The following is a 12,107-nucleotide window of genomic DNA, read 5'->3' as shown; positions in this document are numbered from 1 at the left end:
CCTTGCGCGGTCCTAGCCTTGCGCGGTCCTTGTCTCGCGCGGTCCTTGTCTCGCGCGGTCCCAGTCTTGCGCGGTCCTAGCCTTGCGCGGTCCTTGTCTCGCGCGGTCCTTGTCTCGCGCGGTCCTTGTCTCGCGCGGTCCTTGTCTCGCGCGGTCCCAGTCTCGCGCGGTCCTAGCCTTGCGCGGTCCCAGTCTTGCGCGGTCCTTGTCTCGCACGGTCCCAGCCTCCTTTGATCCTGGGATCCTTGTTCCTAGCCTTCGGCAGGCCCAGGCCCAGGCCCAGGCCCAGACCCAGACCCAGACCTTGCACCCGCAGTTTTGGGTTCAGCGTTTGCGGTTGTTCCGGCCTTCGTTGTTTCGGCTTCCCCCGCGGCCTTTTCCTCGGTGCTCGAAGATCATTCGAAATGATCGAGCGACCGTCCGAGGAAATCGGTGAGGGTGCGGCGTGGAGTCCACCCTTGGGCTCTGGCCCGGGAGATGTCCAGGACGACGCCGGTGGTGAGTTGTTCCACGGCATACCGGGAGAGCAGTGGGGCCCGACCGGCCATCCGAGCCGTCACCGATGACACGGCCGCGATCACGTTGACCAGCGGTATCGGCACATGGACGACAGGCACACCGCAAACCGCCGCGACCACCGAGTCACGCCGGTAGGGCGTCGCGTCCGCGATGTTGTAGGCACCAGTCGGCCACCCCACGCCGAGGTCGTGAAACTGCCGGTCCGCGGCGGCCAGGCAACCGCCGTCGTGGAACTGCCGACCCGCGATGGCCTGGCAACCGTCGTCGTGGGGCTGCCGACCCGCGGCGGTCGGGCAACCGTCGTCGTGGGGCTGCCGGTCCGCGGCGGTCGGGCAAGCGTCGTCGTGGGGCTGCCGGCCTGCGGCGGTCAGGCAGGCGTCGGCGAGGTTCTCCACTGCCGTCAGGCTGAGCAGGACATCCGGTCCGGGGAGCAGAGCCCGGCCGCCGCGCACCACTCGCTGCAATCGGGGGAGCAGATGCGGGTCGCCCGGACCGTAGACAGCCCGCGGTCGCAGCACCACCGCGCCTGCCTCGAGAGCGAGACGTTCGCCTTCGGCCTTCGTGCGCCCGTAGGCGGTCATCCCCGCAAGCGGATGGTCCTCAGTGATCCCTTTCGGACTCGACCGCAGAGATTCGTTGATGCCGCTCCCACTCCCGCCGGGCCCGGGAACAACGGCACCACGACCTGGGCTCGGCGGGCTGGAATGGGCGAGGCCGGAGTCCGGGGAGTAGGCGAGGTCGGGATTTGAAGAAAGAGCGAGGCCGGGGCTCAGGATGCGAATGTGGTCGGGATTCGAGTCAACAATGAGGCCGGGATCCAGGTAAGGGGTGAGGCCAGGGTTCGTGTAGGAGGTGAGGCCGGGATCCGGGTGGGGAGTGAAGTCGGGGTTCGGGTGTGGTGGGGCGTAGACGCTGGCGCTGCTCACCCAGACGACCCTGCGGTGGGCGGCGGCTTCGAGGAGGCGGGCGGTCCCGTCCACGTTGACCGCGCGGAACGCGGCCTCGGACGCTCGCCCCGGGGGTGGGTCACCGACGGCGGCGGCGAGATGCAGGACCACGTCGGTGTCGGTCAGGTCGGGGACGGTTCGGGTGGCGTCCCAGAAGCGGTGTTCGCCGACCGGGCCGGGGTTTCGTCCGAGACAGATCACCTCTGCTCCCGCCGCGGCGGCGGCTCGGGCGACCACTCCGCCGCAGAAGCCGCTCGCCCCGGTCACCGCTATCCGGATCGTCATGGTCGACGAGCCGGGGCCAGGATCAGGGAGGCCCAGCCGGGCAGGGCCGCCCGCCGGTCGGCCCGGGCCGAACGAACCACCGGCCGGTACGGGGCCAACGCCGCCAATGTGTCGGTGAACTGCATGCGGGCCAGCCGGGCACCGGGGCAGGCGTGCGGTCCCGAGCCGAAGACCAACTGCGACACCCGTGACGGTTCCGGATCACCGGGATCCGGATCGCGCCGGTGGGCGCCCACCGCGTGCCGGGCAATCAGAATCAGTCGATCACCGGCGCGGACCGGCAGACCGGCGACGGTGCCCGCGGCGGCGGCGACCCTCGGTAGCAACGGCGTAGGCGCGATGACCCGCAACAACTCGGAGGTCAGGGCGTCCGGGGCGGTCTCGGCGTACTCCCAGAGATCGGCGTCAGCACACCAGGCCGCGGCCCGCGGCAACCCGGCGACCGTCGTATTGATCGCGGCCACCGCCAGCATCGCCCCGAGCCCGTCCCCGCCGGAGGCCGCCGGTCCACCGTCAGGAGATGCCGCGCCGGAGGCCGCCCGGTCACCGTCATGAGGCGCCGGGCCGCCCTTTCCGGAAATCAGAGGCGGGTTGACCAGGTCGTTCAACCGGTCCGCGGCCTGGCGGGCGGCCCGGCGATGGCGGGGAAGGACCAGGCCCGGAACGTGTTCGCGAGCCCCGGCCGCAGCCGCCTCCCGGGCCGCCGTGGCCAGGGTGAGGGCGTCGACGTCCAGTTTCAGCAGGGCCGCCGCGGTGGCCCCGGACAGTTCGGCGGCCACCTCCACCAGGTCGATCGGACGCCCCGAGGCGAGTGGCGCCAACCGCCGCTCCAGAACCTCCGTCCACACCGGACGCAGCCGCCCGACACCGTCGGCGCCCAGCGATGCGGCGATCTCCCGGCGTGCCCCACGATGGTCGGCGCCGTCCTGGTCGAAGAGCAGCCCGCCCCCGGCCAGCCGCCCGGCCGCCGCCCCGGTGGTCCCGTCCGCGGCGCGGTCGAGCGGAACCCGGGTCAGCCCGTCGACGAACGCCTCCCGGGAATGCGCGATCACCGTCCCGCCGATCCGCACCACGGGACGGTTGCGGGTGGCCGCGAGCAGCAGGAACAGGAACGGATGGCTGCGCAGATAGACCCGCCGGTCCCGCGACCGGGCGCTCACCGGACGTGGACCTGTGACGAGGCGGACGGCCGCCAGCGGCGATCCCAGTACCAGAGCAGCGTCCGCCGCCCACCCCACGCGCGCAGCCGCCGCAGGCTGGCCTCGACCACCGCGTCCTCGGCGCGGACGATCCGGGACGTCACCCGGCGGGCCCGGTTCAGCAGCGTGACATCCTCGGATCCGTCTTCGAGGGCCTCCCGTGCGGTGCCGCCGCACCGCTGGTACAGATCGGCGGTCATCGCCAGATTGTGCCCGTGGACCAGCACGTACGGGCTGCGGAACTCGGGCCGCCGATGCGCCCGCCGATAGCGCCCGTACACCGCGGCCAGCCGCACCGCCGCCGGGAAGACGTGCCGCTCGGCCCAGGTCGGTCGCTCGTCGCGGCGTGGCACACTGCGGCCACAAACCAGATTAACTTCCCGATTGAGGTACACCCGGAGCACAGCGATCCAATCCGGGGCGGGCAGACAGTCCGCGTCGGTCCGGGCCAGCAGCGTGGCCCCGGCGTTGATCGCGTGCCGGAACCCGGTGTCCGCGGCCGTTCCCGCTCCGGGCTCCGGCTCGCTGACGACCTTGACCGGAAACGGCGCCGTCCCCGCGAACCGGCGCACCACCGCGACGGTGTCATCGGTCGAAGCGTTGTCCACGACCACCAGGCAGAAGTCCCGGTCGGTCTGAGCGGCGAGCGCCGACAGGGTGCCCCCGATCGACGCCGCCTCGTTGTACGCGGGCACCACGACGGCCAGTCTCACCGACGTACCGCCGCAGGGGTGTGAAAAGCCGCAGCCACAGCGGAGGCCGCGGCCCGGTCGGGTTTGCGGGAACGGCCCGACAGGGGCACCGGGGCGAAGATCAGGCGATCCGGCCGGGCCGCGCCCATCCGCTGCAACGGCTCGTGCAGAGCGGCCTCGACCGCGGCCCGATCAGCGCCCGGCGTGGTCTCGACCACCGCCACCACCTGCTCGTCCCCGTCTCCGGCGGGCACACCCACCAGCACCGCGAGGGCCACCCCGGGCACGTGCAGCGCCGGCTCGTACAGGCCGGGATAGATGTTCTCCGCCGCCCGCAGGATCATGTCCTTGCCACGCCCGGCAAGGACGACCCGGCGGGACGGGGGAGAGAGCACGGCGATGTCGCCGGTCGCCACCCACTCGTGTGGGGCGTCGCCGAGGTACCGGTCGCAGACGCCGGTCCCGGCCAGGAGCAGCTGGCCGTCGTCGTCCAGGCTGGCCCGGATGCCCGGCAGCAGCTCGCCGACCAGGTCGCCGGCACCGTCGAAGGTGGACTTGTCCCGGGATTCGACGGCCGCGGCCGGGAAGACCTCGGTCAGCGCGTAAACCCCCCACGCCTCACCGGCGCCGGCCGCCCGGACCCGCCGCAGCAGGTCCGCCGAGACCGGCGCCGACCCGCTGTAGACCCGGCCGGTGAACGGCGTCCCGGCGTCGAGCGCGGCCCGGATCTGCGGCGGCGTCAGATAGGTGACCTGCGGGTGCAGCCCGGTGATCTGCCGGGCGAGCGCGTGCGGCCGCCGGGCCGGAGCGGCCACCGGGGCACCGGCGGCCAGCGACGGAACCATCACGAAGAACGTGCCGCCCAGCACCGGAACCCCGGGCCGGGGCCGTACCAGTGCGGACACCGCGCGCAGCCCGGCGGCCAGACCGGCCCGGGTGTGCACCACGGCCCGCGGGCTGCTGGTGGTGCCCGAAGTGAAGATGACGACCGCGTCCCCGTCGCCGTCGAACGCGGGCGGAACCGGTCCGCCGGCCGGCCGCAGCGCGGGCGCGTCACCGGGCAGGCGCGGCCCCACCGTCACGGTCGGGCCGAGCGCCGGCAGGTCGGGCAGGGCCAGCCCGGCCCGGCGTGCCAGTGGCGCCGCCCAGCCGGCCACCGCCTGCGCGGCGGTGTCGGCGACGATCAGTGCGGGCGGGGCCATCGACAGCCGGGCGGTCAGCACGTCCGGTCCGGCGGCCGGGTCGAGGAGCGCCACCCGGACCCCGAGCCGGTACGCGGCGAGCACCATCGCCAGCGCGTGCGCCCCGGGCCGGATCGCCAGCCCGAGGGTGTCCCCGGCGCGCAGGCCGCGGGCGTGCAGGGCGGTCGCGTACCTGTCGCGCAGGGTCGCCAGCTCACCCCGGCGGACCGTGCGGCGGCCCCGGATCAGGGCCGGGGAGTCGTCCCCGGCACGCAGGCCGGAACTCAGTTCGTCGAGCACTGCCGCACCCCTGTTCGCCAACGGATCATCGGGGGTCCGGGGGCAGTCCGGCGCTGCCCCGGTCCAGGTACCAGCGGGCGGTCCGCAGCACCCCGTACGCGCGGATCCGCCGGGTCGAGTTCTCCACCACCATCGTCCGGCTGTGCACGATGGCGGTGGTGGTGCGGCGGACCCGGTTCAGGAACAGTCGGTCGGTCGGGGACGGGCGCCGGGGCATGCCGCCGCACGCTTGATACAGCTCGGCGGTCACCGCCATGTTGTTGCCGGCGTGCATGCGGTAGGGGGCCAGGTAGCCACGGTCGCGGTGTGCCGGGCGTACCCGGCCGAAAGCCGCCGCAAGGGTCACCAGCAGCGAGAAGAACGCCCGGCCGGCCGGACCGTGCTCGTCCTGTCTGGCGGTGATCCGGCCGCAGGCCAGGCCGGCGCCGGCGGTGAGGGTGGCGCGGGCCGCGGCCACCCAGCCGGGGCGGGGGAGACAGTCGGCGTCGGTGCGGGCGATCATGGTGGCGCCCGCGGCGATGGCGTGCCGGAAGCCGGTGTCCACGGCGCAGCCGACGCCCTTCTCGGGCTCGATCAGGACGTGCAGGGGGAACGGGGTCTGCATCGCCGCCGCCACGGCCGCCGTGTCATCGGTGGAACCGTTGTCCACCACCAGTAGGGTGAAGTCCCGATCGGTTTGAGCGATCAAAGCGGAGATGGTCTGATTTATCCGGGCGGATTCGTTGTACGCCGGAACCACGACCCAGAGCGCGGTCACGACCGTTCCCAAACCATGGTCATCATGCTCACGCCGCCGCCGAGCCCGACGAACAGCACCCGATCCCCGGGCGACAAATCCGGAAATGTCCGTTCAAGTTGCACGCCGAGCGTCGCGCTCGCCATGTTGCCCAGCTCGGGAATCGTAACCACGAGCCGATCCCGGGGCACCCCGGTCACCTCAACAAAACGCTCCAAATAGGGCAAAGTGACCTGATGCACCAAAATCCGTTTATAGTCGGCAAAATCGAACCCGGTCCGCGACCGCACCCGATCCAGGATGCTCGCCCCGATCTTCTCGAACACCCCACGAAGTCTGTGCCCGTCCCCGACGAAGTAGCTGTGCTCGTCCCCCCGGGGATGCCGTGATCCACCCCCGGGAATCCCGCCCACACCCCAGTGCTCGGAGAACGTCTCGGTGTCCACGTCCAGGATCCCGCCGCTCGGCACCGGCTCGACGACCACAGCGGCCCCCGCGTCCCCGAACGTGTAACCGGCGAACGCCTTCCGGGCCTCCGCAAGGCTCTCCACCCGGGGCCGCATCACCCGGCTCGGTGTCTCCCCGGTGACGACCAGAGCCCGCCGGGCCCGCCCGGCCAGGATCATCGACCGGGCCAGATCGATCCCGTTGACGAAGCTGTTGCAGGCGTTGGTGACGTCGAGCGCGTGCGCCCGGCTGCCGAGGGCGTCCTGCAGGATGTGCGCGGTGGCCGGTTCGACCATGTCCCGGCTGGCCGACGCGAACAGCAGCAGGTCGACGTCGAGCGGGTCCAGATCGGCGCTGTCCAGGGCGGCGCGGGCGGCGTGCAGGCCGAGGGTGGAGGCGTACTCGCCGTCGCCCGCGATCCGGCGCCGGTCGATTCCGGTCAGGCGGGCCAGCAGTCCACGGGGCAGCCGCCCGATCCCGTCCTGCAGCTCGGCCGTGGTGACCTCGCGTTCGGGCAGGTAGGCACCCACTCCGGTGATTCCGATCCGCACATCTCCCCCTCGTCGCAGCGACGATAGCCGCGGCTCGCCACGTTCGAGAAAGGCCGAGGGTCAGATCGGGACCTCAGCATGACCGGCTGGTGTCCGATAGGACGATCGTGCCGGAACGGCTCTTCATGCTGGGCAACCTGGGCACCATGATCACGTACGCGGCGATCACGGTGGCCATCGTGGTGCCGGTGACCCGGGCCGGTCAGCTGCGCAGCAACCGCCTGGCCGTCGCCACCGCCCTGATCTTCGCGACCGCCGCCGTCGGCCACGGCCTGTACACCTGGCTGATGCTCGCCAACCCCGGCCTGCTCGGGCGGGCCGTCGACTCGCTCTGGGTGGGCGCGCTGTCCTGGTGGAACGTGGTGACCGGGCTGGCCGGCGTCTACTACTGGTCGGTGCGGCAGAGCAGCCGGACCGCACCCGGGCTGATCTACGCCGACCCGCATCGGCAGCGGGTCCTCGACGAGGCCGACGCCCACCGGGCCACCCTGCAGGCCGTGGTCGAGCACACCGACGACGCGATCATCGGTGTCGACCTGGACGGCACGGTCACCGCCTGGAACGGCGGGGCCGAACGTCTCTTCGGCTACACCGCCGCCGAGATCATCGGGCGCCCGTCGTCGATCGTCGCCGATCCGGCCGGGGCCGACGAGCAGCGCCGGGTCATCGATCAGGTGGGGCGGGGCGGGCGCGGGGTGTCGTACGAGACCCGGCGCTGGGCCAAGGACGGCAGCCCGGTGGACGTCTCCCTGAACGTGACCGCGATCCGGGACCGTTCCGGCCGCCTGACCGGGGTGTCGGCGGTGGCCCGCGACGTGACCGCGGCGAAGGCGGCGGCCGAACGCCAGCGGGCCGTGGAGGAGCGCACCAACCAGGCCCAGCGGATGGAGAGCCTGGGCCGGCTGGCCGGCGGGGTGGCCCACGACTTCAACAACATCCTCGCGATCATCGTGAACTACACGGATTTCGCCGTCGAGGAGGCGGCCGGCAACAAGGCCCTGGAATCCGACCTGAAGCACGTCCGCAACGCCGCCGACCGGGCCATCAACCTGACCCGCCAGCTGCTCACCTTCACCCGGGGCGACACCATCCAGCCGCAGGACGTGGACCTGAACGCGGCGGTGGCCGAGGTGCACGCGATGCTGGAACGCACCATCGGCGAACACATCACCCTGATCGAGGTCCCGTCGTCACGGCCCCCGGTCGTGCACGCCGATCCGGGCCAGATCCAGCAGGTCCTGCTCAATCTGGCGATCAACGCGCGCGACGCGATGCCGGACGGCGGCACCCTGGTCCTGGAGGCCGACGTGACCGACCTGGACGGCGGCGAGCTGGAGATGCAGCCCCCACTGCCGGCCGGCACCTACGCCCGCCTGCTGGTCAGCGACACCGGCGAGGGCATGACGGCGGACGTGGTGGCCCGCATCTTCGAACCCTTCTTCACCACGAAGCCCCGGGGCCAGGGCACCGGCTTGGGCCTGGCCACGGTCTACGGCATCGTCGCCGAGTCGGGCGGCAGCCTGAACGTCTATTCGGAGCCGGGCGTAGGAACGACGTTCCGCATCTACCTACCGCTGGTGACCGCCCCCGGTGACGCGGTCCCCGCCACGCTCCGCCGAGACGCCCCTCCGCCGGGCGACGGCCGGACAGTCCTGGTGGTCGAGGACGAGCCGGCCCTGGCCAGGGTGGTGACGAGAATCCTGTCGAACGCCGGCTACCACGTCCTCACCGCCACCGGAGGCCCCGAGGCCCTGCACCTGTTCACCCAACACGGCTGCGACGTCCTGCTGACGGATGTGATCATGCCCGAGATGTCCGGCCGCCGCCTGGCCGAGCTGCTGCACGAGGCAAGACCGTCCCTACCGGTCCTGTACATGTCCGGCTACAGCAACGGCCTGCTGGGAACCACCCACGTCCTGGACGGCGACATAGCGTTCATAGAAAAGCCGTTCACAGCCCAGGACCTACTGCACAAGATCGCAGAGCTGAACACCAAAAAACTCAAAACACCATAATTTTGTACGCCCGTGCAAAGCTCTGCCCCCACCCCGCAAGCCAGGCGCCCCCTCAAGACCGCCCAGCGCCCGCCGGGCCAAAATACGTCCCTCACGGCCACCCCACCCACCCCACCCCCAACCACCCCACCACGCCGCCCGACCCACACCGCTTGGCCTAACCGCGTCGTCCGGTCCGCGCCGCTCGGTCCGCGCCGCTTGGCCTGTGTCGTCCGGCCCAACCGTGTCGCCCGGCCCAACCGTGTCGCTCGGCCCGCGCTGCCCGATCCGACCTGCGCCGATTCGCGCCCGCGCCGACTCGCGCCCGCGCCGATCGGTGGTCGGGGCGGTCAGAGGGGCGGGCGGTCGGGGGGCAGCCGGCCGGGTGGCCGGAGGATCAGGGGGTTGGGGTGAAGGTGGCCAGGACCACGGTGAAGCGGTTCAGCTCGGTGGGCCAGTCGTCGCGGGTGGCTTGCCATTCCAGGACGTAGCTGTGGCCCTCGGTACCGATGACGCGCTGCACGGCTCGCATGCCGGTGCCGTCGGGAGTCTGGAACGTGTACTCCCAGATCGCTGACGCCGGCTCCGGCAGAGCCTCTATCCGAACCCGCTTGTAATGATCCAGATCGGACTCACGCTCGGCGTCGGTCAGCATTTCCACCACGTCGGACGGTGTCTCGGCGAGAGGTGTGATCGCCAGGGTCGCCTGATCACGCTTGGCGGTGAACGTCCGCCCTCCGGTCAACGGGGCCCCCTGTCGCCAACCGGACGGAACGGCCACCCGGTATCCGAGCGGATCCGCCCACCAGGTGAAACCCTCCGGCAGCGGCGCGGGCGGCCAGCCCTCCTGAACCGTCCGAGGCGGAACGACCTGCCGGGACGGCCCCGACCCCGGCGACAACCGTGGCACGTCGCCCGCCCCGCCGAGGCCAGACGAGCCCGACGAGCCCGACAAGCCGGATGAGCCGGATGAGCCGTCCGGATTCGACGCTCCCGGCGAGGCGGACGACCCGGCCCCCGATGAACCGGGCGGAACGGGCGATCCCGAACCGGCCCCGGATCCCGCCGCGGGGCCGACCGGTGTCCCGCTGCCGAAGCCACCCGCCGCGCCGGGAACAGCCGAGATCGAACCGGGCTCCGCGGTGGAGGCGGGAGGGGAACCGGTCGTACCGGAACGGGTCATGCCCTCAGCGGTAGCGGCAACCGCCGTGAGCCCGGCAGCCACCGCGATCGCCGCAAGAATCACCGGAATCCGCCGCCGTCGCCCGGTCCGCCACTTGCCACGCCCGCCCCGCAAACCCCCCGCTCGCCCAAAGCGAACACCCCCGCCCCAGTCGTCAGCCCCCACACCGGCCGGGCCGCCAGCGCCCACACCGTGTCGGCTGTCAGCAACAGCACCGTGTCGGCCGTCAGCACCCGTGCCGCCTCGGCCGTCAGCACCCGCATCGGCCCGGCCGCCCATTCCCGCGCCGCGTCGGCCGTCAGCACCCGCGCCAGCCCGGCCGCCAATGCCCGCGCCGCCTCGGCCATCAGCGCTCGCACCGGCCCGGCCGTCAGGAAGGGGCGCTCCCGGATGGAAGGCGAGGGGCTGATCCCGAAGGGGAGCGCCCGAATAAGTCGTCAGTGGACGACCCAGTTGCGGGTCCGGGAGAGGAGCCCCGGGATGGAAGGCGAGGGGCCGGTCCGCGCTGGTGCCCGAGAGCGGCACGCCCGGCTGAGTCACCGGCGGCTGCCCGGCACGAGTCTCCGCCAGGCGACCGCCGGTGGCGATGCCCGCCTGCGGACCGGCTGACTGCGAGGCAGCAGCGGGCGGGGCGAGTGGCTCCAGGACAGCAGGGCGCGGTGCGGCCGAGTGCTGGGCGGTTGGCTGGGATGCGGCCGAGTGTGGGTCGGCCGGAGGCAGGGCGGCTGGTTGCGGGACAGCCGGGTGCTGGGCGGCTAGTTGCGGGACAGCCGGGTGCTGGGCGGTCAGGTGCGGGATGGCTGAGGGCGAGACCGCCAAGTGTGGGACGGCCGAGTTTGGGACGGACGGGGGCTGGCCCGCAGAGTGGGGGACCGCCGAGTGCGGGGTGGCTGGGTGTGGGGTGGGGTCTGGTGCGGGAGTGCGGCGGGGGAAGCGGGGGAAGCGGAAGGCGGAGCGGCCGGCGCCGGCGCCGGTGGGGCGTCTGCGGCGGCCGGGTGTGACGATGTCGCGGAGGTGGGCCTCCACCTCGGTAGCGCTCAGCCGGTCGGCGGGGGAGCGGCGCAGCAGCCCGGCCAGGACGGGGGTCAGGGGGCCCGCGCGGCGCGGCTGGGTGGGGCGCGGGTCGGCCAGGGACTGCAGGATCTGGGACGTGGTGGCCCGGAGGAACGGGGGCCGGCCCTCGACCGCGTGGTAGAGGGTGGCGCCCAGTGACCACAGGTCGGAGGCCTCGGTCGACGTGTGGTCGAAGATGCGTTCCGGCGCGATCCACTTGGGAGAGCCGAGGATGATTCCGGCGTCGGCGAGGGTGGTGATGCCGGCGGGGGTGACGGCCGGGCCGAAATCGGTCAGGACGGTGCGGCCGTCGGCGGTGATCAGGAGGTTTCCGGGTTTCACGTCCAGGTGCAGGATGCCGGTGGACCAGATGGCCCGCAGGCCGGCCAGGACGGCGAGGCCGGTGGCGGCGGCGCGGGCGGCGGGCAGCGGGCCGGACTCGTCGACGACCTGGTGCAGGGTGCGGGCCGGCAGGTGGTCCATGACCAGCCACGGGCCGTCCCACGACGGGAGCACGGCGTGGGTGTGGATCACGTTGGGGTGGCGGACCCGGGCGGCGGCGACGGCCTCCGGCAGGCTCCAGTGGCGGACCAGCTCGTGCTGATCGGGCGGCAGTCCCTGCGGGACGGTGCAGTGTTTCAGGACGACGAACGCCGGCCGGGTCTCCTCGTGGATCTCGCCGGACTCGCGGTAGGTGGTGCTGACCCGGGTGGCGGTCTCGTCGGTGGCGAGCCAGATGCGGCTCATGCCGCCGGCCGCGAGCGGGCGGGCCAGCCGGTATCTACCGGCGATGACCTCTCCCACCGCAGCCATGCCGTCACCCCTGGTTCAAAATGTGTTAACGCAGGTCAGATGCACCACCGACGCTACCCGGCACCGTCGACCGTACATCGAATCGGGTAACTCTGTGGAGTCGCTCGGTCATCCACTGTGACCAGCGGGTCTGTGGTCCCGGGCACGCCACGCGGCAGGACATGAAAAACCTTTCATCGCAGTCTGGGTGATGAGGCGAATCGGACA

At 72.3% G+C, this 12,107-nt stretch carries 8 protein-coding genes; 1 reads left to right on the top strand and 7 read right to left on the bottom strand.

Annotation, left to right across the window (positions count from 1 at the left end):
• Nucleotides 1–395: 395 nt before the first annotated feature.
• From Aco03nite_RS52915 to Aco03nite_RS14675, 6 genes are read right to left on the bottom strand one after another with little or no spacing between them, the layout of a single operon-like run.
• On the bottom strand, nucleotides 396–1,751 hold the full coding sequence (locus Aco03nite_RS52915; protein WP_239145167.1) for an NAD-dependent epimerase/dehydratase family protein: 1,356 nt from the start codon (nucleotides 1,749–1,751) through the stop codon (nucleotides 396–398).
• Nucleotides 1,748–2,911 (bottom strand): cytochrome P450 family protein, encoded by a 1,164-nt coding sequence (locus tag Aco03nite_RS14695; RefSeq protein ID WP_203795637.1) that lies wholly within the window; start codon nucleotides 2,909–2,911, stop codon nucleotides 1,748–1,750. Before Aco03nite_RS14695 ends, Aco03nite_RS52915 begins: the two co-directional genes overlap by 4 nt.
• The gene (locus Aco03nite_RS14690) at nucleotides 2,908–3,663 is read right to left on the bottom strand and encodes a glycosyltransferase family 2 protein (RefSeq protein WP_203795636.1); all 756 of its coding nucleotides are present in this window, start codon (nucleotides 3,661–3,663) and stop codon (nucleotides 2,908–2,910) included. Before Aco03nite_RS14690 ends, Aco03nite_RS14695 begins: the two co-directional genes overlap by 4 nt.
• Nucleotides 3,660–5,123, bottom strand: a complete 1,464-nt coding sequence (locus tag Aco03nite_RS14685) for an AMP-binding protein (RefSeq protein ID WP_203795635.1) — start codon at nucleotides 5,121–5,123, stop codon at nucleotides 3,660–3,662. Before Aco03nite_RS14685 ends, Aco03nite_RS14690 begins: the two co-directional genes overlap by 4 nt.
• A 25-nt stretch (nucleotides 5,124–5,148) precedes the next feature.
• The gene (locus Aco03nite_RS14680) at nucleotides 5,149–5,880 is read right to left on the bottom strand and encodes a glycosyltransferase family 2 protein (protein WP_203795634.1); all 732 of its coding nucleotides are present in this window, start codon (nucleotides 5,878–5,880) and stop codon (nucleotides 5,149–5,151) included.
• Nucleotides 5,877–6,857: a 3-oxoacyl-ACP synthase III family protein gene (locus Aco03nite_RS14675; protein ID WP_203795633.1), complete on the bottom strand. Its 981-nt coding sequence runs from the start codon at nucleotides 6,855–6,857 to the stop codon at nucleotides 5,877–5,879. Before Aco03nite_RS14675 ends, Aco03nite_RS14680 begins: the two co-directional genes overlap by 4 nt.
• A gap of 89 nt (nucleotides 6,858–6,946) precedes the next feature.
• Here Aco03nite_RS14675 and Aco03nite_RS14670 point away from each other — a divergent pair, with 89 nt between their 5' ends.
• A complete protein-coding gene (locus tag Aco03nite_RS14670) occupies nucleotides 6,947–8,872 on the top strand; it encodes a PAS domain S-box protein (RefSeq protein WP_239145166.1) in 1,926 nt (641 codons plus the stop codon).
• Between the two features lie 376 nt (nucleotides 8,873–9,248).
• On the opposite strand, the gene Aco03nite_RS14665 is transcribed toward Aco03nite_RS14670, so the two are convergent.
• Complete coding sequence (locus Aco03nite_RS14665; RefSeq protein WP_203795632.1) at nucleotides 9,249–11,900, bottom strand: serine/threonine-protein kinase; 2,652 nt, start codon at nucleotides 11,898–11,900, stop codon at nucleotides 9,249–9,251.
• Nucleotides 11,901–12,107 lie beyond the last annotated feature (207 nt).

The sequence above is a fragment of the Actinoplanes couchii genome (assembly GCF_016862075.1).
GTDB lineage: Bacteria > Actinomycetota > Actinomycetes > Mycobacteriales > Micromonosporaceae > Actinoplanes > Actinoplanes couchii.
Note: the sequence above shows the minus strand (reverse complement) of the source record. Positions and strands in the feature narration are given on the sequence as shown.